General features: G+C 64.0%; 23 protein-coding genes. 13 read left to right on the top strand and 10 right to left on the bottom strand.

What is annotated here, in order from left to right; translation table 11 throughout:
* Positions 1 to 139 precede the first annotated feature (139 nt).
* Positions 140 to 1,228, bottom strand: coding sequence for an ABC transporter substrate-binding protein (locus tag SO156_RS27675; RefSeq protein WP_498536973.1), 1,089 nt, complete (start codon positions 1,226 to 1,228; stop codon positions 140 to 142).
* 199 nt (positions 1,229 to 1,427) lie between these two features.
* Positions 1,428 to 1,763: a transposase domain-containing protein gene (locus SO156_RS27680; protein WP_498536974.1), complete on the bottom strand. Its 336-nt coding sequence runs from the start codon at positions 1,761 to 1,763 to the stop codon at positions 1,428 to 1,430.
* 296 nt (positions 1,764 to 2,059) lie between these two features.
* Between SO156_RS27680 and SO156_RS27685 the strand changes: the two genes are divergently transcribed.
* On the top strand, positions 2,060 to 2,785 hold the full coding sequence (locus SO156_RS27685; RefSeq protein ID WP_498536975.1) for a winged helix-turn-helix domain-containing protein: 726 nt from the start codon (positions 2,060 to 2,062) through the stop codon (positions 2,783 to 2,785).
* Between the two features lie 44 nt (positions 2,786 to 2,829).
* Here SO156_RS27685 and SO156_RS27690 read toward each other — a convergent pair whose 3' ends face one another.
* Positions 2,830 to 3,951, bottom strand: a complete 1,122-nt coding sequence (locus tag SO156_RS27690; RefSeq protein ID WP_498536976.1) for an alpha/beta hydrolase family protein — start codon at positions 3,949 to 3,951, stop codon at positions 2,830 to 2,832.
* 241 nt (positions 3,952 to 4,192) lie between these two features.
* Here SO156_RS27690 and pgm point away from each other — a divergent pair, with 241 nt between their 5' ends.
* The 4 genes from pgm to SO156_RS27710 all read left to right on the top strand — a co-directional run bounded on the left by pgm (position 4,193) and on the right by SO156_RS27710 (position 8,999).
* The gene (pgm, locus tag SO156_RS27695) at positions 4,193 to 5,839 is read left to right on the top strand and encodes a phosphoglucomutase (alpha-D-glucose-1,6-bisphosphate-dependent) (RefSeq protein ID WP_498536977.1); all 1,647 of its coding nucleotides are present in this window, start codon (positions 4,193 to 4,195) and stop codon (positions 5,837 to 5,839) included.
* A gap of 363 nt (positions 5,840 to 6,202) precedes the next feature.
* The gene (locus SO156_RS27700; protein ID WP_458145185.1) at positions 6,203 to 7,252 is read left to right on the top strand and encodes an aromatic ring-hydroxylating dioxygenase subunit alpha; all 1,050 of its coding nucleotides are present in this window, start codon (positions 6,203 to 6,205) and stop codon (positions 7,250 to 7,252) included.
* Positions 7,253 to 7,256: 4 nt separating this feature from the next.
* A complete protein-coding gene (locus tag SO156_RS27705; protein WP_498536978.1) occupies positions 7,257 to 8,009 on the top strand; it encodes a GntR family transcriptional regulator in 753 nt (250 codons plus the stop codon).
* Between the two features lie 9 nt (positions 8,010 to 8,018).
* Positions 8,019 to 8,999 carry a PDR/VanB family oxidoreductase gene (locus SO156_RS27710; protein WP_458145187.1) on the top strand — a complete coding sequence of 327 codons (981 nt, stop codon included), beginning with the start codon at positions 8,019 to 8,021 and terminating at the stop codon, positions 8,997 to 8,999.
* An 86-nt stretch (positions 9,000 to 9,085) separates the two neighbouring features.
* Here SO156_RS27710 and SO156_RS27715 read toward each other — a convergent pair whose 3' ends face one another.
* From SO156_RS27715 to SO156_RS27730, 4 genes are all read right to left on the bottom strand, one after another.
* Positions 9,086 to 9,616 carry a hypothetical protein gene (locus SO156_RS27715; RefSeq protein WP_498536979.1) on the bottom strand — a complete coding sequence of 177 codons (531 nt, stop codon included), beginning with the start codon at positions 9,614 to 9,616 and terminating at the stop codon, positions 9,086 to 9,088.
* 276 nt (positions 9,617 to 9,892) lie between these two features.
* A complete protein-coding gene (locus SO156_RS27720; RefSeq protein WP_498536980.1) occupies positions 9,893 to 10,975 on the bottom strand; it encodes a winged helix-turn-helix domain-containing protein in 1,083 nt (360 codons plus the stop codon).
* A 177-nt stretch (positions 10,976 to 11,152) separates the two neighbouring features.
* Positions 11,153 to 13,114: a putative bifunctional diguanylate cyclase/phosphodiesterase gene (locus SO156_RS27725; protein ID WP_498536981.1), complete on the bottom strand. Its 1,962-nt coding sequence runs from the start codon at positions 13,112 to 13,114 to the stop codon at positions 11,153 to 11,155.
* Between the two features lie 173 nt (positions 13,115 to 13,287).
* The gene (locus SO156_RS27730) at positions 13,288 to 13,653 is read right to left on the bottom strand and encodes a nuclear transport factor 2 family protein (RefSeq protein WP_458145191.1); all 366 of its coding nucleotides are present in this window, start codon (positions 13,651 to 13,653) and stop codon (positions 13,288 to 13,290) included.
* Between the two features lie 103 nt (positions 13,654 to 13,756).
* Here SO156_RS27730 and SO156_RS27735 point away from each other — a divergent pair, with 103 nt between their 5' ends.
* The 3 genes from SO156_RS27735 to hemC are packed head-to-tail and all read left to right on the top strand — an operon-like array spanning position 13,757 to position 17,041.
* Positions 13,757 to 14,347, top strand: coding sequence for a TetR/AcrR family transcriptional regulator (locus SO156_RS27735; RefSeq protein WP_458145192.1), 591 nt, complete (start codon positions 13,757 to 13,759; stop codon positions 14,345 to 14,347).
* A gap of 57 nt (positions 14,348 to 14,404) precedes the next feature.
* A complete protein-coding gene (locus SO156_RS27740) occupies positions 14,405 to 16,033 on the top strand; it encodes a GMC family oxidoreductase (protein WP_498536982.1) in 1,629 nt (542 codons plus the stop codon).
* A 27-nt stretch (positions 16,034 to 16,060) separates the two neighbouring features.
* On the top strand, positions 16,061 to 17,041 hold the full coding sequence (hemC, locus tag SO156_RS27745) for a hydroxymethylbilane synthase (protein ID WP_498536983.1): 981 nt from the start codon (positions 16,061 to 16,063) through the stop codon (positions 17,039 to 17,041).
* 183 nt (positions 17,042 to 17,224) lie between these two features.
* Here the strand turns inward: hemC and hemE are convergent, their stop codons facing one another.
* Positions 17,225 to 18,277, bottom strand: coding sequence for a uroporphyrinogen decarboxylase (hemE, locus tag SO156_RS27750; RefSeq protein WP_498536984.1), 1,053 nt, complete (start codon positions 18,275 to 18,277; stop codon positions 17,225 to 17,227).
* A gap of 96 nt (positions 18,278 to 18,373) precedes the next feature.
* Here hemE and SO156_RS27755 point away from each other — a divergent pair, with 96 nt between their 5' ends.
* Together SO156_RS27755 and SO156_RS27760 are read left to right on the top strand one after the other, a co-directional pair.
* Positions 18,374 to 18,595, top strand: a complete 222-nt coding sequence (locus tag SO156_RS27755; RefSeq protein WP_458145196.1) for a hypothetical protein — start codon at positions 18,374 to 18,376, stop codon at positions 18,593 to 18,595.
* Positions 18,596 to 18,769: 174 nt separating this feature from the next.
* Positions 18,770 to 20,671, top strand: a complete 1,902-nt coding sequence (locus SO156_RS27760; protein ID WP_498536985.1) for a sensor domain-containing diguanylate cyclase — start codon at positions 18,770 to 18,772, stop codon at positions 20,669 to 20,671.
* A 15-nt stretch (positions 20,672 to 20,686) separates the two neighbouring features.
* On the opposite strand, the gene SO156_RS27765 is transcribed toward SO156_RS27760, so the two are convergent.
* Positions 20,687 to 20,902 carry a SlyX family protein gene (locus tag SO156_RS27765; RefSeq protein WP_458145198.1) on the bottom strand — a complete coding sequence of 72 codons (216 nt, stop codon included), beginning with the start codon at positions 20,900 to 20,902 and terminating at the stop codon, positions 20,687 to 20,689.
* Positions 20,895 to 21,662, bottom strand: a complete 768-nt coding sequence (trhO, locus tag SO156_RS27770) for an oxygen-dependent tRNA uridine(34) hydroxylase TrhO (RefSeq protein WP_498536986.1) — start codon at positions 21,660 to 21,662, stop codon at positions 20,895 to 20,897. Before trhO ends, SO156_RS27765 begins: the two co-directional genes overlap by 8 nt.
* A 188-nt stretch (positions 21,663 to 21,850) precedes the next feature.
* On the opposite strand from trhO, the gene ggt reads away from it, so the two are divergent.
* The 3 genes from ggt to SO156_RS27785 all read left to right on the top strand — a co-directional run bounded on the left by ggt (position 21,851) and on the right by SO156_RS27785 (position 25,198).
* Entirely contained in the window at positions 21,851 to 23,437 is a 1,587-nt protein-coding gene (gene ggt, locus SO156_RS27775) for a gamma-glutamyltransferase (protein WP_498536987.1), read from the top strand.
* A gap of 135 nt (positions 23,438 to 23,572) precedes the next feature.
* Complete coding sequence (locus SO156_RS27780) at positions 23,573 to 24,178, top strand: (2Fe-2S)-binding protein (protein WP_498536988.1); 606 nt, start codon at positions 23,573 to 23,575, stop codon at positions 24,176 to 24,178.
* A 3-nt stretch (positions 24,179 to 24,181) separates the two neighbouring features.
* Positions 24,182 to 25,198: an FAD binding domain-containing protein gene (locus SO156_RS27785; protein WP_498536989.1), complete on the top strand. Its 1,017-nt coding sequence runs from the start codon at positions 24,182 to 24,184 to the stop codon at positions 25,196 to 25,198.
* Positions 25,199 to 25,200: the final 2 nt, after the last annotated feature.

Raw genomic sequence — 25,200 nt, forward strand, 5'->3', positions numbered from 1 at the left:
CCCCGTGATTCAAGCTCCCAAACTGGCGATGAGGCCGTACACCTCATATGCCGACCGCCGACAGCCGACATCACAACTGATTAAGCGCTGTTCGGCTTGGGGCCGCTTCCAGACTCACGCATTGCAGCAAAAGCGAACTCTATTCGACAACCTCGTCGGCGACGGCCAACAAGGTGGAAGGCACGGTGATGCCGAGCGCTTGGGCGGTCTTAAGATTGATGACGAGGGTGAACTTGGTCGCCTGCTCGACCGGAAGATCGCCGGGTTTGGCGCCATGCAATATTTTTCCGGCATAGATGCCGGCGTGACGCACAGAGTCGGTTGGGTCGGTTGAATAGCTCATCAGAAGGCCGGCTTGTGCGAATTGCGGATAGGGTCCGGCACTCGGCTTTCCGGTGGCTGCAAGGGCACTTACGAGGCGTGGAAGATCAGCGCCCATCAGAGGCTCGCCCGAGATGTAGAACGCGCTTACGTCATCACGAACCCCCGCTGCGACGGCGCTGTCCAGATCATCAAGAGTTTTGATTTCGTAGTGAATGAGTTCGAACCCCATCTGGAGGGATACCTTTTGCAGGGCATCCTTCTCCTGGATCGCCAGTAGTCCGTTAACGGGGGCTATCATGCCGAGGCGCCCCAGATTTGGGACCAGTTCCTTGAAGAAACCGATCCGTTTTTGGGTCACCGTTTCTTCGCCACCGACCGCGCTCATTACGATTCCGGTGACCATCCCGCCCGGGTGTGCATAGCTTTGAACGATGCCTAGCGCGATGACGTCGGCAGCAATGTTGCAAAAAACGAGCGGCAGCTCTGGAAAAGATCGACGAAACTCGTGAAACACTTCGCACTGACGTGCGATTTCCGCCGGGGTCGCTTGTCCCCGGTACGAGCCGTCCCTGCACAATACCGAGTCGACCAACCCATAGAGAGAACTCGATACGACGATCACGCGCGCATTGTTCGCGGCCAATTCCTTGGCGAATCGAGGATAGCGATCCAAGGCCCCTTCTGCGGACCGCACGGCAAGGGAATAGTTCGTCCCTTCAATGAAACCTTCTTCCTGAAGGCCTTTCCGAAGCGCGACAATTCGATCCTTAGCGACTGAGGTCTCAAGCTTTTGCACCAGCAAAAACCCGACCAACGGCATGTCCGTTTTCTTCTGCGCATAGCCGGGTCGAGGAATAGTCAACGCGGCGGCGCCAATTAGCTCGATGAAGTCACGCCGGTGCATGACGACCTCCAAGAATGCAGCGCTCCAGTTTACCTGTCCAACCTCAGGGTTTGGAAGACGTACGGGCGTCTGCCTCCCCCACTGTCGAAATCCAGGTCGAGACTTTCAGCCTGCCCGTGAGGCTCTCCGAGATGTTCTGTGAGAATTGGAAGCTTGCTGATTTCCGATTTTCGTAAGCGTCCATTTCTGACACGTGGCGTCAGTTGACGGCTCTCGCTGGTCGCCAGTTCCAGGGCATGAGCTCGTCGAGCCGGTTCATGGGGTGCCCGTTGGACATGCGCTGGGGCACGTCCTCAAGATAGGCGAAGGGCTCGACGTTGTTAAGCTTGCGCCACGCTGATCGAGGATCGAGCCAGACCGCATAACCGACCAGCTGCGCCGAGCCGCTGATCACGAGTGCAGTCAGCTTCGATCGGGATTTCGTCAAGGCAAGGTGCGGACGCCGTAGCCTTGCATCCCAGGTGACGATTTCCCTGTTCAGGCCGCGCTCATTCCCTGATGCGATCCGAAATTTCCCTGCTACGGCTTCGCGCATACGCGGCCGCAAGAGCCGGGATTCGCAGGCGCTTCCCGCAATGTCGCAAGCACCCTAGGTGGCTTTCCGCGGCCATTTCCCTGCAGAATTCCCTGTTACCAGGGAATATGCTTGCGCTCGCTGATATTGTTTGCGCACGCCGAGGGGCGTACTATCGCGTCATGTTCGCTGGGGCTTTCGAATGCATTGTGAATGAAGGTTCACATCGCGACGCATTGCGTTGCGAGCATATCTGCGCGGCCGGCTGCTCTGTGCACCGTTTCGACGACGTCGAACGTTCAAGGAAAGGCTGACGCATGGCCGGCTCCGTATCCCAGGACGCACGTCGCCCGGATCGCATCGTCGTCGTCGAGGACGATCCGGTGACCCGCGCCATGCTGGTTGGTTATTTCAGCGAGAACAATTTCAACGTAGTCGGTGCCGGCTCCTGTGCGGAATGCCGCCAGGCGCTACGCGTCCGCACCGATCTCGTCTTCCTCGACGTTCAGCTGCCCGACGGTGACGGCTTTGAACTTGCCAAGGAGGTCCAGTCGCTCAGCAATGCCGGCATCATCTTCGTCACGCGCCGCGACACCGACGTCGACCGCATCCTCGGGCTCGAGATCGCCGGCGATCATTACGTGACCAAGCCGATCAACCTGCGCGACCTGCTTGCGCGTGCGCGCAGCGTGCTGCGGCGGCGCTCGATCGATCATAAGGCGGCGCGCAACCACAACTCGATTGCTTTTGGTGATTGGATCATCGATCTGATGCGCCGGGAGCTGATGGACGGCGACAGCAAGCCGGTCGCGCTCACCCGTGCCGAGTTCGATCTGCTCGCCGCGCTCGTCGGCGCAGACGGCCGGCCGCTCAGCCGTGACTACCTCATCGAGGTCGTCAGCAACCGCCAGACCGAGGTCGATGTGCGCACGGTCGATGCGCTGGTGGCGCGGCTGCGTCGCAAGCTGATCGGCAGCGGAACGCCGGTGATCGCAACCGTCACTGGCGTCGGCTACAAGCTCGCGATCAGCGAACGGCTCTAAGGCGCGATGACGATTGATCCCAATCTCATCGCGCTTGAGACGCGTCAGCGCGCGGCGGCCGCCTGACTGCTCGCGAGCCGGTCGTCGACGGCATAGAGGCTGCAATCGGTCGCCCATTTGGCGCAGGCCGCGAGTGCATCGCGCCGTGCGTCGTCGGTCTTGGCGCGGCCGGAACGCCAGCCGAAGGCGCCTTTGGGCGCGACCGCGAACGCCTTGTGCGGATTGATGCTGGCGAGATAGCGCGAAAACTCGTCCTTGCCCGAGGCCGAGAGCTGCCCTGGCGCCGGCAGCGGATCCGGCGGACTCAACATCTCGCGGCTGCCGAGGCCACGCTCGTGCAAGAAAGCGTCGACCAGCGGCGTCCAGAGCGGGCGGGTCACGGTGGAATAGAGATAGTGGCCATCATCGCCATAAGGGGGCGCATCGATGAACTTGGCACTGCCGCCACCGCTGCGGAACGCGTCGTAGAAGCGATGCGCCAGCACGGGTGCGAAGAACAGGTCATTTGCGGCATAGACCCACAGCATCGGCACGCGCGAGGTCTTGCCGAAGGTCGCGAAAGCCTGCACGAGATCGTCCGCATTGCAGACGAAATTGTCGCTGGACGAGCCGCGTCCGCCGGCAAAGTTGATCGCGGCGACCAGCCCGGGCGGTGCCTGCGCGGTCAATGCGACGGTGGTAAGTCCGCCTGCGGAATGGCCGACCGCGATCATCCCGGTCGTGGTGACGTCGCTCCGCCGTGCCATCGCATCGATCGCGGCGCGCAGGTCGGCGACCGCAACCGCGGTGGCCGGCAAATAGGCGGCACGGGCACAGGGGCCGAGGCTGTCGACCCGGTCGCCCGGCGAGGTGCCATAGCCGCGCCGCAGCACGATCAACGCGGCAAATCCGCGCCGGGCAAACTCCAGCGCGATGGCGTAATATTTGTGCGCGGACATGGTCGCGCGGTCGTCGAAGTCCCGCGGCGAGCCATGGCTCAGCAGAGCGAGCGGATAGCGCCTGGGCGCGGCAGGCCGCACCAGGAAGGCCTCCAGCCCCTTCGGCCCTGCTGCCGCCATCGGGATGCGGAGATCCTCGGTGTAGAACTCGGCAGCCTTCGCGCGAGCCATGGCGCCTGCGATGGCGAGCAAGCAGAGCACGGGCAAAAGCCGGCGCGCGAGGTGCATGGGCGGGATGATTCTCCGTGACCGCCAAAGACCATAGCAGAGCCGCACGATCCGGCGAACGGACGTTCACCGGATTTGCCTGCCGCCGGCCGCTGCCGATGGATCGTCCCGCGGTGGATGGGCGTTGTTGGCGGGTCGTCGGCTGGTGCGTGGTGCTGACCGGTCGGGCAAGCGGCTTGGCGACAGCCTGACCGATGGTATGGTGTTCGGGGTTGTCGTTTGAAGGTTACGAGGAGTTGCAGTGGCAGAAGTCGATCCCGCGGCGGGTAAGCCGGTTGCGCCGAGCGCGCTTGCCAATGTTCCTAGGCTTGTCACGGCCTATTTCGCCAACAAGCCTGACACGGCCGATCCGGCCCAGCGGGTGGCATTCGGAACGTCGGGCCACCGCGGCACCTCGCTGAAGAATTCGTTCAACGAGGGCCATATCCTCGCCACGACGCAGGCGATCTGCGACTACCGGCGCGAGAAGGGGCTGACCGGTCCCTTGTTCATCGGCATCGACACCCATGCGCTCGCCGAGCCCGCGCTCGTCAGCGCGATCGAGGTGTTCGCCGCCAACGGCGTCGACGTCATGGTCGACCAGGCCGGCGGCTACACGCCGACACCGGTGATCTCGCATGCGATCCTGTCCTACAACAAGGGCCGCACATCGGGCCTTGCCGACGGCGTCGTCATCACGCCGTCGCACAATCCGCCGGAGGACGGCGGCTACAAATACAATCCGCCGCATGGCGGTCCCGCCGACACCGACGTCACCGGTGTCGTCGAGAAACGCGCCAACGCCTTGCTCGCCGATGGGCTGAAGGGCGTCGCGCGCATGGATTACGCGAAGGCGCGCAAATCCTCCTCCGTTCACGCTTTCGATTTCGTCACGCCTTACGTCGCCGATCTCGGCAATGTCGTCGATCTCGAGCTCGTCAAATCGGCCGGCGTCAACATCGGAATCGATCCGCTCGGCGGCGCCGCCGTGCATTACTGGCATCCGATCATCGAGCGCTACGGCCTGAAGGCGATGGTGGTGAACGAGGCGATCGATCCGACCTTCCGTTTCATGACGGTGGATTGGGACGGCAAGATCCGCATGGACTGCTCCTCGCCCTACGCCATGGCGAGCCTGATCCACATGAAGGACCGCTTTGACGTCGCCTTCGCCAACGACACCGATGCGGATCGCCACGGCATCGTGACGCCGACCGGCGGACTGATGAACCCCAACCATTATCTTGCGACCGCGATCGCCTATCTCTTCGCGCACCGGCCGGACTGGGGCAGGGATGCCGCAATCGGCAAGACCGTGGTCTCGAGCTCGGTGATCGATCGCGTCGCCAGGAAGCTTGGCCGCAAGCTGGTCGAGACCCCGGTCGGCTTCAAATGGTTCGTCGATGGCCTCGTCACCGGCTCGTTCGGCTTCGGCGGCGAGGAGAGTGCAGGGGCATCGTTCCTCAAGCGCGACGGCACGGTGTGGACCACCGACAAGGACGGCATCATCCTCGGGCTGCTCGCGGCCGAAATCCTGGCAAAGACCGGCCGCAACCCGAGCCAGCTCTTTGCCGACCTCACCGCCGAGCTCGGCGTGCCCCACTATGAGCGCATCGATGTCGCGGCTACCGCGGCCCAGAAGGGCGTGCTGAAGTCGGTGACGCCCGAGCAACTCGGCTTGAAAGACCTCGCCGGGGATCCCGTCCGGGCCACGCTGAGCAAGGCCCCAGGCAACGGCCAGCCCTTCGGCGGCATCAAGGTCGAGACCGACTACGGCTGGTTCGCCGCAAGGCCCTCCGGCACCGAGGATGTATACAAGATCTACGCCGAAAGCTTCCGCAGCACCGACCACCTGCACCGCATCCAGCAGGAGGCTCAGGCCGGGCTGAGAAGGGTGTTTGGGGCGTAACTGGGCGAGCCTCGCTCCCACCACAGCGACGGTGTGATCCCTCTCCCGCTTGCGGGAGAGGGTGGGGTGAGGGTGTCCGCGTCGGGATAGTCTCAGGTTTACTGAGAAAATCCCTTGGCGGAGACAGCCTCACCCGGCGCTTCGCCATAGCCAAGGCTTTCGCCTTGGCGTTTTCCAACGGTACGGCCGCCGAAGGCGGCCTACACCTCTCCCGCGAGCGGGAGAGGTGAGCCGGAGCCCGCGGCTTCTCTGGACCGATCTGTATACATAAATCTAGATGGAGGTATTATTAAACCTCCAATTCTTTCTTCCTCTCTGTTATTGTATACATAACGTATTCAATAACCCTTGGGAGAGAGACCGGTGACAAAACCCTTCCCGATGAATGCCTGGTACACCGCCGCCTGGGACGCGGAGGTAAAGCAGGCGCTGCTGCCGCGCACGATCTGCGGCAAGCACGTGGTGATGTATCGGAAGGCCGACGGCGCCGTGACGGCGCTGGAAGATGCCTGCTGGCACCGCCTGGTGCCGCTCTCCAAGGGCCGGCTGGAAGGCGACACCGTCGTCTGCGGCTATCACGGCCTGAAATACAACGCGCAGGGCCGCTGCACCTTCATGCCCTCGCAGGAGACCATCAACCCGTCGGCCTGCGTGCGTGCCTATCCCGTGGTCGAGCGTCACCGCTACATCTGGCTCTGGATGGGCGATCCCGCGCTGGCTGATCCCGCGCTCGTTCCCGACATGCATTGGAACGACGATCCGGCCTGGGCCGGCGACGGCAAGACCATCCATGTGAAGTGCGACTATCGCCTCGTGGTCGACAACCTCATGGATCTCACGCACGAGACTTTCGTGCACGGCTCCTCGATCGGGAACGAGGCGGTGGCCGAAGCGCCGTTCGACGTCACTCATGGCGAGAAGACGGTCACGGTGACGCGCTGGATGCGCAACATCGAGCCGCCGCCGTTCTGGGCCAGGCAGCTCGGCAAGCCCGGCCTCGTCGACCGCTGGCAAATCATCCGCTTTGAAGCCCCGTGCACCGTCGCCATCGACGTCGGCGTGGCGCCGGCTGGCACTGGCGCGCCGGAAGGCGACCGCTCGCAGGGCGTCAACGGTTTCGTGCTCAACACCATCACGCCCGAGACCGAGAAGACCTGCCACTACTTCTGGGCCTTCGCGCGCAACTATCGTCTCAATGATCAGCGGATCACGACCGAGATCCGCGAGGGCGTCACTGGTATCTTCCACGAGGATGAGCTGATCCTCGAGGCGCAGCAGCGCGCGATGGATGAGAATCCCGATCGCGTCTTCTACAACCTCAATATCGATGCCGGTGCGATGTGGTCGCGGCGGCTGATCGACAAGATGGTCGCGAAGGAAAACGGGCCGCAACACCTGCAGGCCGCAGAGTAGGTCCATGGCCGAGCGCGAAGTCGACCGCTCCGTCTCGCAGACCGTGAAGGCGCAGCTCGCGCTGCGCGACCAGATCCTGTCGGGGTCTTTGCGTCCCGGCGAGCGCATCTCCGAGCTCCAGGCGGTCGAGACCACGGGCGCCTCGCGCACGCCTGTGCGCATGGCGCTGGTGCGGCTGGAGGAGGAGGGCCTCCTGGAGGCGATCCCATCCGGCGGCTTCATGGTGAAGGCGTTCTCCGAGCGCGACATCCTCGATTCCATCGAGCTGCGCGGCACGCTGGAAGGGCTCGCCGCACGCTTCGCCGCCGAGCGCGGCGTTTCCGCGCGCGAGCTCGAGCCGCTCAGGGAGTGTCACACCGCGATCGACGAGCTGTTGCGCCAGATGCCGATCTCGGTCGATGCCTTCTCGTCCTATGTCACGCTCAATGCGCGTTTCCATGCGCTGCTGACTGAATTGTCGCGCAGCCCGCCCTTGATCCGGCAGATCGACCGCGCCTCCGCGCTGCCGTTCGCTTCGCCCAGCGGCTTCGTGATGGCGCAATCGGCGCTGCCCGAGGCGCAGCAGATCTTGATCATCGGGCAGGAGCATCATCGCGTCGTGATCGACGCGATCGAGAACCGTGAAGGCGCCCGCGCCGAGGCCATCATGCGCGAACATGCGCGGCTCGCCGTGCGAAACCTGCGTCTCGCGCTGCGCAACCGGACCCATCTGGAACTCTTGCCGGCACTCGCGCTGATCAAGTCCGCAACCGACTAGGGGAGTACCATGCGATTCATCGAAACCTGGACTCCGGCGACGCTGGTCGAGACGCGCGATCTCTCACCAAGCATCCGCGAATTCCTGATTCTGCCGGATCAATTCGACGGCGCCGCCTATCCGGTCGGCAGCCACATCAACATTAGCGTGACCATCAATGGCCAGCCGGAGACGCGGTCCTATTCGCTGGTCGGCGAGGCTGATCCCGGTGGCTTCAGGATTGCCGTTCGCCGTGCCGAGGATTCCCGCGGCGGCTCGCGTTACATGTGGTCGCTCCAGCCGGGTGCTCGGCTCGACGTCACGCTGCCATCGTCGCTGCTCGCGGTCGACTGGAGCCGCAAGGATTATTGCCTGGTCGCCGGCGGCATCGGCATCACGCCGATCGTCGGTGCTGCGCAGGCGCTGATCCGGCGCGATGTAAACGTGATCCTGCATTATGCGGTGCGCTCGCGCCACGATGCCGCCTATCTCGATCATCTCGCCGCGCTGCTGGGCGATCGTTTGGTTGTCCACGCCAGCGACGAGGGCGGGCGGCTCGATCTCGATGCGCTGTTCACCTCCCTGCCGCCGGACGCGCTGGCGCTGTTCTGCGGCCCCATGCGCATGCTGGACGGCGCGCGCCATGCCTGGCTAGGTGCAGGGCGCCCGCTCGCTGATCTGCGCTACGAGACCTTCGGCTCCAGCGGCTCGTTGCCCACGGAAGCGTTCCGCGTGCGCCTGAAGGGCTCGGACGTGGAGTTCGAGATCCCGCGCGAACGCTCCATGCTGGACGTGCTCAACGCCGCCGGCCACGAGGTGATGTACGACTGCAAGCGAGGCGAATGTGGTCTGTGTGCGATCGACGTCGTCGATGTCGAGGGCGAGATCGACCACCGCGACGTCTTCTTCAGCGACCATCAGAAGCAGGAGAACCAGAAAATCTGCGCCTGCGTCTCCCGCGCGCGGGGCACCATCACGGTGGATACGCTGCAACGGGCGGATGCGATCTAGAGCCCGCAGGCGTGCCGCCGTACCTCGCATGGCAACGTTGGCCATGGGCGGTGCAGCGGTTCGCCATGCGATGTCGCCCAGATTGCTCAACGGCCTCCGTGACGAGCGCTGCGCGAGTGGTGCCCGCGGGCGAAGCCGTAGGTGTAGCCGTCGTCGTAAGGTGAGCTGGCATAGGCGTAGTCGCCGTCATCGGCGTAGGAGCCGTAGTAAGACTGGCCACTATAGTCGTAACCGCCATAGTAAGGTTCGCCGCCATAGCCATAGCCGCCGTAAGCCGCCATAGCCGCAGCCGCGCCGTAGCCGGCGTAGTAAGGCGCAGCGCGATAGCCGTAGCCGCCGTAGTAGGACCCGCCACCAAAGCGGCGGCCATCGAAGCTACCACCGAGGCGGACGGGTCCGTAGCCGCTGCCAAGGCGAGCGAAGCCGAAGGCGGAATGACCGAGGCCGACGCCGGGGTGGACGAGACCGACGCCGGGGTGGATAAGACCGAAACCACCGGGGTGGACGAGACCGATACCACCGAGGTGAACGAGGCCAAAAGCGGATGCCGAGGTCGACAACGACGTGCTGCCAACGGCGAGAGCAGCGGTTGCGACAACAATCATGGTCTTGCGCATTCCAAACCTCCTTCGCGGATGCGTCCTGCATCCGTCACGATTTCTGGGGACTGTCTTGATGCAGTTTGAGTGCATCGTTCTATTGCATGCGTATCGGCAACTTTACCCGCATGCGCCGACGCCGGGAGTAAAGCTCTGCGAATTGCAGCAAATTGCTACTAACTGGAGGGCGGGGTTCCACGTATTCCGGACCAGGCACGATCAACGGACGTCTGGTATTTCGCGGTAGGGGGCACCATCACCGTGGATACGCTGCAGCGGGCGGACGCGATCAAATCAACTTACGTAAGCTTGAAGGTTCGCGCCAATATTCAACGAGCGGCTACACTGTTCGATGGCTGCTTCATATTGACGGAGGTGCAGGTGCGCAATGCAGAGAAGCCGCGCCGTGATGCTCTCCTGCAACACGGTCAGATTTGTTCGGTCGCCGTCGAACCGATCTGACCAGATGTCGCGGGCGGTCTGAAGATCGGTTAGCGTTACGTTGATCCGCACCTGGTCTCCGTTGCGTCTCACCGCGCCGTGTACGGCCCAGCGGATGCCGAGATCGGTCCCGAGCTGCTTCAGATCAATCGACTTGTTCTTGTAGGTGAAGGCGGTCTCGCGTCCAATAACGAAAGTGGCGGGCGTTCGCGCGAGACCGGTCGTCAAATCTGTCGTGATGGCGTCCGCAATGCGCTCCTGCTCTGGATCGTTATTGAGGTTCGCGAAGGGCAACACGACGAGCGAGATACGAGTCGCGATCTCGGGCCTGACTGTCGGTTGTCCCTGGATCCTTTGAACTTCCCGAACTACGTCGGTACGGATCGTCTTCCAGACATTCCAATAACCGATCAGGCCGCCGGCAATTGCGCCGATGGTGGCAACGGACGCCAGCGCCCCGCCGACGAGCTTCATGTGACCTCTGAGCTGACCCAGCCAGTCATGGAATCGCCGTTTGCCTGCTGCTCTTTCAGAGGGATCTGCGACCGAAACCGCTGAGTTCCCGGCTGCGCGGGCAGGCTTTGACGGTTCTGCGAGGGAGACAACCGTGGTTCCTGGGCGCCGATCCTCATCGTGTACAGCTCCCACGAAACGAAAACCCTTTCGTGGAAATGTTTTGACGAGACGTTGTTGCTCGCCGGAGTCGCCGATCGCGCGTCGTACGGCGTTCAGCCGGGTCGTCAGTGCCGAGTCAGATACAATCCGACCATTCCAAACCGCGTTTATGAGATCGTCCTTGCTGACGACGCGATCCCTGCTGCGGATCAAATATTCGAGCAGATCGAGAACCTGCGGCGTCGTAGGCACAACATCGGGCCCGCGCCGCAACTCGCGCCTGTCAGTGTCCAACGCACAGTCCTCGAAGAAATAGCGCATGGCACCATTCCCCAGGCTTGCCCTCTACCCCCGAGAGCGCGGCAGCGATTGTCCGGCCAGAATAAGCCTTCGGAAGTGAGAGTGTAAGCCGAATATCAAATCCGCAGATATGATCTCTTTCACACATGCGGGCGGGCATCTCAGGAAGAGGACGGAGATTCGAAAGCGCAAGGTTGGCTACGCCGCGTAAGTCGCCCGCTGTTTCTTCGGGTCGATTAGAGCCAAAGCCTGCTCGGCCGAGGCGGGGCGGCTGATGAGATAGCCCTGGACTTCGTCGCATTGGGTCTGGCGCAGATATTCGAGCTGATCGGCCGTCTCGACGCCTTCGGCGACCACGCCGATGTTCAATTCCCGCGCAAGAGCGATTACCGACTTCACGATCGCGGCGCAGTCCGGCTGCGCCAGCATGTCGCTGATGAAGGACCGATCGATCTTGATGCGGCTGAACGGCAGTTTGCGCAAATAGGTCAATGACGAGAACCCGGTGCCGAAATCGTCCAGCGCCACCGTGACCCCGAGTTGCAGCAGCGCGTTCAGGATCGACGATGCCAAGCCGTATTTCGACAGCAGCATCGATTCGGTGATCTCGATCTCAAGCCGGCTGGGCGCGACGTTGGCCTCACTCAGCGCCTGCACGATGGTCTGGAGAATGCTCGTGTTGTGAAACTGTGCCGCGGAGAAATTCACCGCGACCCTGATATCGTCGGGCCATTCCCCCAGCGTCGCGCAGGCGCGCCGGATGACCCACTCGCCGATCTCGTGGATGAGGCCGGTTTCCTCGGCGATCGGAATGAACTCACTGGGCGGCACCAATCCGCGCACCGGATGCTTCCAGCGCAGAAGAGCCTCGAAGCCGGTGATCCGGTTCTCCCTGAGATTGAGGAACGGCTGAAAGACCAGGAAAAGCTCGTCCCGCGCGACGGCGAGTTCGAGATCCGATTGCAGCGCCTTGCGATCGCGCGCCGACTTGTCGTCGGCGGCCTCGAAGAAGCAGATCGTGCCGGGTCCGCACTTCTTGGCACGATAGAGCGCGGCGTCGGCATGCTTGAGCAGGTCGAGCTGCGTCTCGCCGTCCCGCGGTGCCAGCACGATACCGACGCTGGTGCCTCCGATGATCTCGCGGCCCTCGATCAGGAACGGCTTGGCGAAGGCCGCGACGAATCGCTCTGCGATCTCCAGGGCGTCCTCGGCCCGGGTGAGATTGGCCATGACCAGCGCGAACTCGTCGCCACCGATGCGCGCGACATGCTCGGCCGCCCGCGTGCAGCGTTGCAGGCGGCCGGCGACCTGGACCAGAAATTCGTCACCGGCCGGATGGCCGAACTTGTCGTTCACCTCCTTGAAACGATCGAGGTCGAGCAGCAGCACCGCGAACTCCTCGCCGGACAGGGCAAGTCGCTTCAAGGCGGCATCGAGTGTCTCGTTGAACGCGAAACGGTTCGGCAGGTGCGTCAGCGGGTCCTGGCGGACGGACCGCTCTGCTTCGAGCTGCCGCATGATGCGTCGCATGAAGGTGAAGGAATTGACGAACACGCCGCGCAGCAGCACCGATCCGTAGACCACGACCAGGACCGCCATCAGCAGATAAGCGGGGTCGCCGCCGCTGCCGAGACAGATCCCGATGCCGAGGAAGAGGGGAGTCGTGAACGCGATGGCCGCAATCGGAATGGTGGCGAAGGCGAACGCGCCGCCGGCCAGCATGCCGGCGCACAGACAGGTGATGACGAGCTGGCCGCCGGTGGAGGCGTTGGCGAAGAACGCCACCGGCACGATGCCCCAGGCGGAGCCGAGGACGAACGCGTTGCGTACCAGCCGGTGCATGGCGCGGCGGGATACGAATTGCGGCTTTGTGATCCGGCGCGCGCTGTGGGATTGCACGCCGAACAGGATCGCAGCGCTCGCAACCGCAATCGCCCACGCCATGGCAAACTTCCAGTCGGGCGAATGCCACAGCGCGATGGCGAGCACAGCCGCATTGCAGGCATTGGCCAGCATGATGCCGACGGAATAGCCGAGCACGAGAGACATCTGCTCCGCGCGGATGTGGCCGGCGACGGCGTCGTCGGTTGCGGGGCCGCCGAACGCGGCGAGATCGCCAGCGAACAGCTTGGTCAGATAGGACGTCAGTCGGGACGGCATTGCAGAGCCTGCAGCATGGACCGTTCATATTCGGCCCAAGGTCCGAGAATTCGCTGCAAACCTTTGACGAACTATGAATTATCGCCTGCGTCGGCATCGCTGCGGCACAGGGTGCATACGGAACCGCCGGTATCGGTAACAAATCGATACAAATGCCGGCCGCGGTTCCCGCGTCAGCGCGCCAACTGCTTCGGATCGTAGAAGAAGCGTTCCTCGATCAGCTCATCGCCGCGCCAGGTCTGCCACGCAATCTCCTCCAGCGTGCGCGTGACACCTTCGGCCTTGGTGAAGGCGAATTTCCAACGCGTGGCGACATTGTCTCCGGCGATCAGGCTTGGTCCGAGCCGCACGGCCTTGACCTCCTTGAAGGCAGCCAGCACGCCGCGTTCCTTGGCCGCGAGCTTGTCGCGGCCAACCATGGGCTCGGCCTGGTTTTCATAGGTGGCGGCGTCGACTGCATAAAACTGCTCGATCGCTCCGACGAAGTCGCCGTCCTCGAGGTGCTTGGCAAACGCTTCGACAATCTCACGGCTCGGCATGGCTGCACCTCATGATTATAAACCGACTGATAGTCGGTAAATACCGACCGTCAGTCGAAAAGTCAACTGGCCGCAGCCGCGAAATTCGACTACAGCAGAATTCATGGCAAAGCAGGCGGAACGACGGGCCGCGACCACAGAGGCGATCCTGACGGCGGCGCGCCGCCTGTTCGGAACACAAGGCTTTGTCGCTACCACCATGGACGACATCGCCGACGGCGCGCGCGTTGCCAAGGGCGCGGTGTATCATCACTTCAAGACCAAGGAGGCGGTGTTCGCCGCGGTGTTCGACCAGGTCTCGCATGACCTCGTTGTCGAGATCGACCGCGCGGCACGCGCGGAGAAGGACGTGCTCGCCGCGATGGTCGCCGGCACCCAGCACTATTTCGCCGCGACAGCCAAGGGCCCGACCGGCCAGATCATCCTGCGCGACGGCCCGGCCGTGCTCGGCTGGGAACGCTGGCGCGAGATCGACGCGCAGCATTTTGGTGGCAAGATGCCGCGCGCGCTTGCGGTCGCGATGGACGCGGGCCTCATCGCGCGGCAGCCGATCGAGCCGTTGGCGCGGCTGTTGCTGGGCGCAGTGACGGAGGCCGCGGTGGCCTGCGCCGGAAGAGCCGACATCGCCAAGGCGGGCGCGGAATATGCCCGCGCGTTCAAGTCGCTGATCGAAGCGATGCGTCTGCGGCAATGAGTGTGCTATGGACCTTCGATCCGAAACGCAGACAACAACAATAAGAACCGAAAAATCATGACCGCCCAACTGCAACCCGCTCATTCGACCGATCCCGAATTCGACTACGTCATCGTAGGCGCCGGCTCGGCCGGCTGCGTGCTCGCCAACCGATTGTCGGCGAACGGCAAGCATTCGGTGCTGCTGCTCGAAGCCGGGCCGAAGGATTCCAACATCTGGATCCACGTGCCGCTCGGCTACGGCCGGCTGTTCAAGGAGAAGAGCGTCAACTGGATGTACCAGACCGAACCGGAGCCCGAGCTCAACGGACGGCAAGTGTTCCAGCCGCGCGGCAAGACGCTGGGTGGCTCGAGCTCGATCAACGGACTGTTATACGTCCGCGGCCAGCATGAGGATTACGACCGCTGGCGCCAGCTTGGCAACGCGGGCTGGGGCTATGACGACGTGCTGCCCTATTTCAAGAAGGCCGAGAACCAGGCGCGCGGCGCCGATCAATTTCACGGCACCGGAGGACCGCTGCCGGTCTCCGATCTGATCCTCTCCGATCCCCTGTCAAAGGCCTTCATCAGGGCGGCGGTCGAGATGGGCCTGCCTTATAATCCCGACTTCAACGGCGCCGCGCAGGAAGGCGTCGGCCTGTTCCAGACCACGACGCGCAAGGGCCGCCGCGCATCCACGGCTGTCGCCTATCTCGGTCCCGCGAAGAACCGCGGCAATCTCAAGATCGAAACCTTGGCGCTCGGCCACCGCATCCTGTTCGAGGGCCGCCGCGCTGTTGGCGTCGAATATCGCCAAGGTTCGGCCTTGCGCCGCGCGCGGGCGCGCAAGGAGGTGCTGGTCTCGAGCGGCGCCTACAACTCGCCGCAGCTCTTGCAGCTCTCCGGGGTCGGCTCGGCCGACCTGCTGCGCAGGCATGGCATCGATGTCGTGCTCGATGCTCCGGGGGTCGGTCACGATCTCCAGGATCACATGCAGGTCCGCATCGTGATGCGCTGCTCGCAGCCGATCACGCTCAACGACGCCATCAACCATCCGATCCGCCGCACGCTGACCGGCGTGCGCTACGCGCTGTTCCGGCAGGGCTGGCTGACGATCGCTGCCGGCACCGCGGGCGCCTTCTTCAAGACCAGCCCGCGGCTTGCCACGCCCGACATCCAGGTGCATTTCCTGCCGTTCTCGACCGACAAGATGGGTGAGAAGCTGCACGATTTTTCCGGCTTCACCGCCTCGGTGTGCCAGCTCCGTCCGGAAAGCCGCGGCAGCTTGCGCATCAGAAGCGCGGACCCGACGGTGCCGCCGGAAATCCGGATCAACTACATGTCGACCGAGACCGATCGCACCACGAACGTCGAGGGCCTGAAGGTCCTGCGCAAGATATTGCACGCGCCGGCGCTAAAGCCCTTTGTGGTGGAGGAGGTCGATCCCGGACTCAAGGTCGCGACCGATCCGGAGCTCCTGGAATTCTGCCGCCAGCGCGGCAGCACCATCTATCATCCGACGTCGACCTGCCGCATGGGCAATGACGCGCTCGCCGTGGTCGACCAGCGGCTCAAGGTGAGGGGCATCGAGGGCTTGCGCGTGGTCGACGGATCGATCATGCCTGATCTCGTGTCAGGCAATACCAACGCGCCGATCATCATGATCGCCGAAAAGGCCTCCGACATGATATTGGAGGATGCGCGGTGATCCGCGCCTCTAGAGGGAGCATTGGGCTTGGCTATTCGATTGCGGATCGGTACGCGCAAGAGCGCGATGGCGCTGGCACAGACGGAAGAGATCGCGCGCCGCCTGGCTGCTGCCGTGCCCGACATCGACGTCGAGATCGTCAAGTTCGACACCACGGGCGATCTTGACCAGACCAGTAAGCTGCTGCCGCATGGCGGCAAGGGCGGTGCCTTCGTCGCACAGATCCGCGCCGCGGTGCTGTCAGGCGAGTTGCAGGCGGCAATGCATTCGCTCAAGGACATGCCGGGCAACGAGGACACGCCGGGCCTCGTGATCGGCGCCACGCTGTCGCGTGATCCGCCGAGCGATGCGCTGGTGCTGCGCGAGGGCGTTTCGCTCGATGCGTTCAGGCAGTCGGGCGGCAAGGGTTTCAAGATCGGCACCAACGCGGTGCGGCGCGCGGCCTATGCGCATCGGCTGTTTCCGGAGGCCGAGGTGATTCACTTTCGCGGTGCCGCCGACACGCGCGTGCGCAAGCTCGACAACCGCGAACTGCAGCGGCTGCCCGACGGCGGTGCGGTCGGTCCCGCCGATGCGCTGATCATGGCGCGCTCGGGGCTCGAGCGCGTCGGCCTTGCGAGCCGCATTGCCTACGAATTCTCCGCGGCGGAGATGTTGCCTGCGGCAGGGCAGGGTATCGTTGCGGTGGAATGTGCAGCGCAGGACTGGCAGACGCGGCGCATCCTCGCATCGATCGACGATCCCGCTGCGCATGCCTGCGCCGATGCCGAACGCGAGGTGCTGTGGGTCCTCAACGGTCACTGCAATTCGCCGGTGGCGGGGTTCTCGGCGATCTCTGGCGATCAGATGTCGCTGACCGCATCGGTGCTCGATCTCTCCGGCAACACCATCATCGAAGCTTCGCGGTCGGGGCCCGCAATTCGCCCGCGCGAGCTCGGCCGCGCGGTCGGGCTTGAATTGCTGGCGAAGGGTGCGGCCGAGATCATCGAGCGCAGCCGGCCGCGGTAGACTGGCCGCCGAGCGACTTATCGGTGCGATGATAGGATCGTACCCCTGTTTTGCCCGACGTGTCAATTGATTTCGGATGGACCGAATCGATCGGCGCGCGACGCTGTTCTACTTTGCATGGGGTTGTTTTCGAGTTTTTGGCAGGAGCGCACGACCCCGGCCGCAGCAGAGGGCAACGATCGGTCAGCCGCGCACGCGCTTCAGCATCTGCTCGACATGGGCGATCGGCGTCTCCGGCTGGATGCCGTGGCCGAGATTGAAGATCAGCCGTCCCGTCGCGAAATTCGCCAGCACCTCGTCGACGGCGCGATCCAACGCATCGCCGCCGGTGATCAGCACCAGCGGATCGAGATTGCCCTGCACGGCGACGCGCGACTGCACGCGCTCGCGGATGAAGGCGGGCTCCGCCGTCCAGTCGATGCTGACCGCATTGACGCCGGTCGCCTCCACATAACCGGGCAATTGCGCGCCGGCGCCGCGGGGAAAGCCGATGATCTTCGCATCCGGAACCCTGGCGCGTACGCCCTCGACGATGCGGCGCGTCGGCTCGACCGACCAGCGCGCAAATTCGGCCGGCGGCAGTACACCCGCCCAGGTGTCGAAGATCTGGAGCGCATCCGCGCCGGCGGCGAGTTGCCCGAGCAGATAGTCGATGGAGTTTTCGACCAGCGTGTCGATGATCTTCGCGAATGCCTGGGGATGCCGATAGGCCATCATGCGCGCCGGCGCCTGGTCCGGCGTGCCCTGGCCCGCAACCATATAGGTCGCGACCGTCCACGGCGCGCCGCAGAAGCCGATCAGCGCGGTCTTCGAATCGAGCGCGCGGCGCACGATGCGCAGCGCCTCGAATACCGGCTCGAGCTTGCTGAAGTCGGCGCGCGGCGACAGCGTGCGGACCTTGCCGGGATCATCCAGCGGCTCAAGCCGCGGACCCTCGCCGACTTCGAAGCGCACGGAGCGGCCGAGCGCGTAGGGGATCACCAGGATGTCGGAGAAGATGATGGCCGCATCGAAGCCGAAGCGGCGGATCGGCTGCAGCGTCACCTCGGCAGCGAGCTCCGGCGTGAAGCAGAGATCGAGGAAGCCGCCGGCCTTGGCGCGCACCTCGCGATATTCGGGCAAATAGCGGCCGGCCTGCCGCATCATCCAGATCGGCGGAACGGTCTGCCGCTGGCCAGAGAGCACGTCGATGAAAGGTTTTGCGGGCGAGGACTGCACGAATGATCCCTGGGACATGTTGCGGTTCCTGATACACCGCCGCTCCCGCCGGGCCAAGCGGAACGACGGAACCTCGCTGCAGGCGGCGACGTTGACGGGCCAATGGAGGAGCCCATGGCTGAGAAATTCAACCCCGCGCCGCACGACAAGCACGCTGAGAATCCACGCGAGGCGCTCGCCGCTGATCGCGAAACCCATGCCAAGCTCGATGCCGGGCTGATCGATACGTTCCCGGCATCCGATCCCGTCAGCGCCACCCAGCCGACGCCATCGAAGGCCGATGCGGAGGCGGACAGCCAGTCGCTGTGGAACAAGGTTAAGGCGATCTTCAGCTAACGTCCCGCGCGGGCCGATTTCCCCCTCGACGCGCTAACCTGCCGTTAGCGATCAGACGATCGCGAGCACCGTAGGACTACGTAAATCGGCGCAGTTTGAGGCGAATTGCGCTGCGCTTTTCAGGTTTCGATAACGGAAGCGGCGGATTTTCCGGGCATCGGAGAGTCCTGTCGCATGAACGTTGTGAGCTATAGAGCCGGCTTGAGCCGCCTGCCGTTGCGGGCGGCCGCGTTCGTCGTGCTCACTTGCACGGCCATCCTCGGCATCAGCGGCTGGCGTGAATGGAGCTCGCGGGACGCGTTGTTGCGCGGCACCGAGACGGAAATGGCGAATCTCGCGCGATCGCTGACCCAGCACGCCGAGGACAGCCTCGATCTGCTCGACTCCGGTGTCGTGGGCGTCGTCAGTCGCCTGGAAATGGACGGCACTGATCCCTCCACCATCGCCAAGCTCCGCAACCTCCTCGAAATCCGCAAGAAGGCGATCGAGCGCATACACAGCCTCGCCATCATCGACGACAAGGGCAACTGGCTGACATCCGCCGGCGCCGTCACTTCAACGCTCAGCGACGACGAGTTCTTCAGGCATCACCGGTTCTCGCCGAAGCGCGAGGCGTATGTTGGCCGCCCGATCAGAAGCCTGGTCGACGGCGAGTGGGTGGTCACGCTGTCGCGCCGCTTCAACAAGCTCGATGGCAGCTTTGGCGGCGTCGTGCTTGCGACGATCAGTGCCAACTATCTCTCGCATTTCTACCAGCAGTTCCTGATCGGTCGGAACAGCTCCATCACGCTGGTGCATGGCGATGGCATCATCATCGCGCGCGATCCCAGCAATGAAAAGTTCGTCGGACGCAGCGTGGCCGATGGGCTGCTGTTTCGCGAATCGAAGCTGCAGCCGAGCGGGGCCTATCAGTTCAGGTCGCTGCTGGATGGCGTCGATCGTGTCAGCTTCTACAAGCGCAGCGGCCGCTTTCCGCTTCTCCTGATCGCGACCGTCGATCGCGATGAATTGCTGGCGCCCTGGCGGGCGGCAGCCATTTCGCGCATGCTGTACGTCCTGGCGCTGGTGATGTTGATTGCGATCATCGGTGCGGTGCTGGTCCGGCAGTTGCAACGCGGCCAGCGCATGGCGGCGGCGTTGGTGGAGAAGGAAGCGCATTTCCGCCTGTTGGCCGAAGGCTCCAGCGACATGGTGACCCGGATCGGGCTCGACGAGCGGCTCCGCTATGTCTCGCCCTCGTCTGCCCGCGTGACCGGCTGGCGCGCCAACCAATTGATCGGCACGCCCGCGCTCGCCGGGATCAATCAGGAGGACCTGCCACAGGTTCAGGCCATCGTCGATGCGATGAAGCGCGGCGAGACGGAGGAGGCGCGGGTCACCTATCGAAACGTGCACCGCGAAAAGTCCGAAATCTGGCTCGAATCGACCATGCGCGTCACGCGCAAGGTCACCGGTGCGATCGATGGCGTGGTTGCGATCTCGCGCGACATCACCGAGCAGAAGAACCTGGAAAGCAGGCTCGAGACGCTCGCGATCGAGGATGGTCTCACCGGGCTAGCCAACCGGCGCTGCTTCGACGACCGGCTGAACGAGGAGTGGGCGAGGGCCTATCGCGACCGCTCCAGCGTTGGCCTGTTGATGATCGATGTCGACCACTTCAAGGCCTACAACGACGAATACGGTCATCCGGCCGGCGATGCGTGCCTGCGCACCGTGGCGAAGATCATCGCAGCGGAGGCTCGGCGCGTCAGCGATCTCGCCGCGCGCTATGGCGGCGAAGAGTTTGCCGTGCTGCTGCCGAACATCGATGCGGCCGGCTGCGCCCGGATCGGCGAGCGGATCCGTCAGGCGATCCGGGCCGCGGGCCTCGTTCATATCTCCAATGGATCCGCCGGCTGCGTCACCGCCTCGGTCGGTGGTGCGACCTGCCGACCGTGGCTGGAGCGAACCGGTGGGCCGGGAACGCTCGTCGAGGCGGCCGATCGTGCACTCTATGGCGCCAAGCAGGACGGGCGCGACCGGCTGGTGATGTCGGTCGAGGTCTCCAATCTGCTGCCGCTGGCTTCAGGGCAGTAGTTTGAGGCCCACGCCTCAGTAATGCGGCGGACGCTCGTTGGCGGGGCCGGGCGCATTGGCTTCGGCCTCCAGGAGACGCTCGTTCAGCGCTGCGATCTGCCGCGTCAGCGCATCGATCTGTTTCCACTGCGCCGTGATGGTCTGGTTGAGCTGCTCGATGGTGTCGTCCTGGTAGGCGAGCCGTGCTTCGAGCGTGTCGATGCGTTCGCTGAGGGTCTTGATCTCATTCATCGGCGGAGGCGTCCTTCTGCCGCTCGCGCAAGCCGTGGCCGAGCGCGACGCGCTCGTCGAAAACGAAGCATTCGCCGCGCCAGCGGCTTTGCTCCTCCGGCACATCCTCGAGATATCTGAGAATGCCGCCCTTGAGGTGATAGACCTCGGCAAAGCCGCGCGCGAGCAGATGCGCGCTTGCCTTCTCGCAGCGGATGCCGCCGGTGCAGAACATCGCGATCCTGCGATGCTTTGCCGGATCGAGCTGCTGCGCGGCAAAGTCCTTGAACTCGCCAAAACTCCTGATGCCGGGATCGATGGCACCTTCGAATGTGCCCATCGCCACCTCGAAGGCGTTGCGGGTGTCGAGCACCAGCGTATCGGGCTCGGCGATCAGCGCATTCCACTTGGAGGCATCGACATAGGTGCCGACCTGCTGCGTCGGGTCGGCGGCGGCGTCACCGAGCGTGACGATCTCCTTCTTTAGCCGCACCTTGAGCCGGCCGAACGGCATCGCCTCGCTGGTCGAGAATTTCAGTTCGAGATTGTCGAGCCGTCCGCCGAACATGTCGCCATGTGCGAGCTCATGCGCGAAGGCATCGATCGCCTCCGCAGAGCCGGCGACCGTGCCGTTGATGCCTTCCTGCGCCAGCAGCACGCTGCCCTTGATGCCGAGGCCGGCGCAGAACGCGTGCAGCGGCTCGCGCAGCCCGCGATAATCTGCGAGCGATGCGAACTGATAGAAAGCAGCAACCTTGCAAGCCGTGTTCTCAGGGGTCATGGCGGCTCGTTTAGCAGGCCGAGGCCGCCCAGAAAACCCGCAGCAATGCGCCCCATTCGTGCAGCGGATGGCAGCCATTTCCGTGGTATGCCAGCATTGCCCGGCGGGGTCCGAATGTGTCATGTAGACCCGGATTTTCGAGAGGGCGCTGCGTAGGCGCGCCCCGCGGCAAGAGAGCAGAACAGGCTATGAGAAGCTTCCATTTCCCCGGCAGGTCCACGGTCCACGCCCAGAACGCGATGGTGGCGACCTCGCATCCGCTGGCCGCGCTCGCGGCGGTCGAGGTACTGCGCGAGGGCGGCACGGCGGCGGACGCGGCGGTCGCGGGCAGTTTGCTGCTCGGGGTGATCGAGCCGCAATCGACCGGTATCGGCGGCGACTGTTTTGCACTGATCCAACCGCGCGGCGAGGGCAAGATTACGGCCTATAACGGCTCGGGCCGGGCGCCCAAGGCCGCCAATGTCGAGTGGTATCTGGAACGCAAGATCAACTCCGTGCCGCTGACCTCGGCGCATGCGGTCTCGATCCCCGGCGCGGTCGACGCCTTTGCGACCGTGCTGCGCGACCACGGCAAGTTCGGTTTCGACCGTTTGGCGCAGCCGGCGATCAGGGCGGCCGAGGAGGGCTACGTCGTCGCCCCCCGCATCGCCTTCGACTGGAAGAACCAGTTCGAGAAGCTGAAGAACGGCACCAACACCGAGCGCTATCTGCTGCCGCACGGCAAGCCGGCGGTGACCGGCGACGTCATCCGTCAACCTGAGCTCGGCAAGACGTTGCGCGCGATCGCCAAGGACGGCCGCGACGCCTTCTACAAGGGCGGAATCGCCGAGGACATGGTCGAGACGCTGCGCGGAATCGGCGGTCTGCACACGCTCGACGATTTCGCTGATCATACAACCGAGGTGACCACGCCGATTGGCACGACCTACAAGGACTACGACGTCTGGCAGTGCCCGCCGAACGGGCCCGGCATCACCATGCTGGTGATGCTGAACATCCTGTCCCGGTTCGACCTCAAGAAGTTCGCGCCGCTCAGCGTCGAGCGATTCCATCTCGAGGCGGAAGCCGCGCGCATCGCCTACATGATCCGCGAGATGCATGTCGCCGATCCCGCCCACATGAAGATCGACGTCGCAAAAATCCTCGCGAAGGAATTCGCCGACGAGTACATCGCAAAAATCCGCATGGACGGGCTGCTCGACCTGCCCAACGTCGCGCCGCCGATGAACCCCTCGACCATTTACATCACCGTGGTCGACAAGGATCGCAACGTCTGCTCCTTCATCAATTCGATCGCGCACTCCTTCGGTTCGGCGATCGTGTCGAACAAGACCGGCGTGCTGCTGCAAAATCGCGCGGGCGGCTTCCGCATCCAGCCGGATCACCCCAATTGCATCGCCGGCGGCAAGCGCCCGCTGCATACGATCATTCCAGCGCTGCTCACCAGGGCGGGCCGCGCGATCATGCCGTTCGGCGTGATGGGCGGGCAGTATCAGCCGGTCGGCCAGACGCATGTGCTGACCAACATCCTCGACTATGGCTGCGACGTGCAGGAGGCGATCGATATGCCGCGCGGCCTGCATTACGAGGGCGTCTATCAGCTCGAGGACAGCGTGCCCGCCGCTGTCGTCGAGGGCCTGCAGAAGCTCGGTCACAAGACCACCAGCGTCGTCGGCCCGCTCGGCGGCGGCCAGGCAATCTGGATCGACTGGGACAAGGGTACGCTGACCGGCGGCTCCGATCCGCGCAAGGACGGCTGCGCGCTCGGCTATTGAGTCTCGATGCGCGAGGCGAGGTTCCTCACGCGATCAGGAAAAGTTGACGAAGGAACGGAGCTCATCGCCCCCGGTTAAGGGGCGATGAGCAGCGCAGGCGTGCGCTGCTTTCTTTAGAAAGCGGCGGAGGCCGACATGTCCGACAATTCAGGTTCCGGTTTCGATCGTCGCACCTTCATGGCGGGCACGGCGGCGAGCACGCTCGTTCCGCTGACCGCGCGCGCGGCAACGCAAGGATCGGGAGCTGCTGCCGCGCCGGACCCGACGCTGCCGGTCGATGTGACATTGCGCGTGAATGGCGAGGACAAGCATCTTCGCATCGACGCACGTACCACCGTACTCGACGCGCTGCGCGAGCATCTCGGCCTCACCGGCAGCAAGAAGGGTTGCGACCACGGCCAGTGCGGCGCCTGCACGGTGCTGATCGGCGACCGGCGCGTAGTGTCATGCCTGACATTGGCCCTCGCCGTCGAAGGCCAGAACATCACCACCATCGAAGGCCTCGCAAGCGGCGATCGGCTGCATCCGATGCAGCAGGCTTTTGTCGATAACGATGCCTTCCAGTGCGGCTACTGCACGCCCGGGCAGATCATGTCCGCGGTTGCCTGTGTGAAGGAAGGGCACGCCGGCAGCGACGAGGACATCCGCGAATATATGAGCGGCAACATCTGCCGCTGTGCCGCCTATCCCAACATCGTTGCGGCCGTGAAGCAGGCTGCGCCCGACATCATGAAAGGCTAGCGCATGCGATCCTTTTTCTATTCCAAGGCCGGCGACGCCGCCGCCGCCGTCTCGCTGCTCGCCTCATCTGCTTCCGAGAACAACCCGCTGCCGCAGGCATCCGCGCAGCCGCTCGCCGGCGGTACGACGCTGATCGACCTGATGAAGCTTGACGTGATGCGGCCTGCCACGGTCGTCGACATCAATGCGCTGGCGCGGAGCTGGTCGGCGATCGACCTCGGAGGTGACAATCTGCGGCTAGGCGCGCTTGCAAAGATGTCCGATGTCGCCGCGAACCCTGGGGTCCAGCGCAACTATCCCGTCATCGCCAGTTCGCTGAAGCTGGCCGCCAGCCCGCAATTGCGCAACATGGCGACGCTTGGCGGCAACGTCATGCAGCGCACGCGCTGTAGCTATTTCCGCGACATTTCCTACGAGAATTGCAACAAGCGCAATCCGGGCTCCGGCTGTGCGGCGATGGATGGCTTCAACCGGATGCATGCCGTGCTGGGTACCTCCGACCAATGTATCGCGACCTACCCCGGGGATTTCGCTCAGGCTCTCATCGCACTTGATGCGACGGTCGAAATCACCGGAAAATCCGGGACGCGCAGCCTGCCGTTTGCGCAATTGCACAAGCCGCCCGGCAATTCACCGGAGATCGAGACGAGGTTGCAGGCGGGCGAGCTGATATCGGCTTTCGCGGTTCCCGGGCGCTGGCCGCGCTCAGTGTACCTGAAGGCGCGCGACCGCCAGTCCTACGAGTTCGCGCTGTCGTCGGCTGCGATCGCGCTCGACGTGCAGGACGGCGTGATTCGTGACGCGCGCATCGCGCTCGGCGGCGCCGCCACAGTGCCGTGGCGTGCCCGCGAGGCGGAAGCGCTGATGAAAGGTCAGCGGTTCGACGATGGCCTCGCGCGGCGTGCCGCGGAGGCGGCCTTCACCGACGCCAGGGGCCGGCGGTACAACGCGTTCAAGATCGCGCTCGGCAGGCGTGTGATGGCTCGCGCGCTCCAGCAGGCCGTAACGATGGAGATCTGACC

Source organism: Bradyrhizobium sp. UFLA05-125, assembly GCF_059803515.1.

Coding starts and splice junctions, on each gene's coding strand:
- SO156_RS27720 (WP_498536980.1), bottom strand. CDS start 10,975: ATGCGCTATTTCTTCGAGGACTGTGCGTTGGACACTGACAGGCGCGAG.
- SO156_RS27705 (WP_498536978.1), top strand. CDS start 7,257: ATGGCCGAGCGCGAAGTCGACCGCTCCGTCTCGCAGACCGTGAAGGCG.
- SO156_RS27740 (WP_498536982.1), top strand. CDS start 14,405: ATGACCGCCCAACTGCAACCCGCTCATTCGACCGATCCCGAATTCGAC.
- SO156_RS27685 (WP_498536975.1), top strand. CDS start 2,060: ATGGCCGGCTCCGTATCCCAGGACGCACGTCGCCCGGATCGCATCGTC.
- SO156_RS27675 (WP_498536973.1), bottom strand. CDS start 1,228: ATGCACCGGCGTGACTTCATCGAGCTAATTGGCGCCGCCGCGTTGACT.
- SO156_RS27715 (WP_498536979.1), bottom strand. CDS start 9,616: ATGCGCAAGACCATGATTGTTGTCGCAACCGCTGCTCTCGCCGTTGGC.
- SO156_RS27730 (WP_458145191.1), bottom strand. CDS start 13,653: ATGCCGAGCCGTGAGATTGTCGAAGCGTTTGCCAAGCACCTCGAGGAC.
- SO156_RS27785 (WP_498536989.1), top strand. CDS start 24,182: ATGCGATCCTTTTTCTATTCCAAGGCCGGCGACGCCGCCGCCGCCGTC.
- SO156_RS27710 (WP_458145187.1), top strand. CDS start 8,019: ATGCGATTCATCGAAACCTGGACTCCGGCGACGCTGGTCGAGACGCGC.
- hemE (WP_498536984.1), bottom strand. CDS start 18,277: ATGTCCCAGGGATCATTCGTGCAGTCCTCGCCCGCAAAACCTTTCATC.
- SO156_RS27780 (WP_498536988.1), top strand. CDS start 23,573: ATGTCCGACAATTCAGGTTCCGGTTTCGATCGTCGCACCTTCATGGCG.
- SO156_RS27680 (WP_498536974.1), bottom strand. CDS start 1,763: ATGCGCGAAGCCGTAGCAGGGAAATTTCGGATCGCATCAGGGAATGAG.
- SO156_RS27755 (WP_458145196.1), top strand. CDS start 18,374: ATGGCTGAGAAATTCAACCCCGCGCCGCACGACAAGCACGCTGAGAAT.
- SO156_RS27725 (WP_498536981.1), bottom strand. CDS start 13,114: ATGCCGTCCCGACTGACGTCCTATCTGACCAAGCTGTTCGCTGGCGAT.
- trhO (WP_498536986.1), bottom strand. CDS start 21,662: ATGACCCCTGAGAACACGGCTTGCAAGGTTGCTGCTTTCTATCAGTTC.
- SO156_RS27760 (WP_498536985.1), top strand. CDS start 18,770: ATGAACGTTGTGAGCTATAGAGCCGGCTTGAGCCGCCTGCCGTTGCGG.
- ggt (WP_498536987.1), top strand. CDS start 21,851: ATGAGAAGCTTCCATTTCCCCGGCAGGTCCACGGTCCACGCCCAGAAC.
- SO156_RS27690 (WP_498536976.1), bottom strand. CDS start 3,951: ATGCACCTCGCGCGCCGGCTTTTGCCCGTGCTCTGCTTGCTCGCCATC.
- SO156_RS27735 (WP_458145192.1), top strand. CDS start 13,757: ATGGCAAAGCAGGCGGAACGACGGGCCGCGACCACAGAGGCGATCCTG.
- SO156_RS27765 (WP_458145198.1), bottom strand. CDS start 20,902: ATGAATGAGATCAAGACCCTCAGCGAACGCATCGACACGCTCGAAGCA.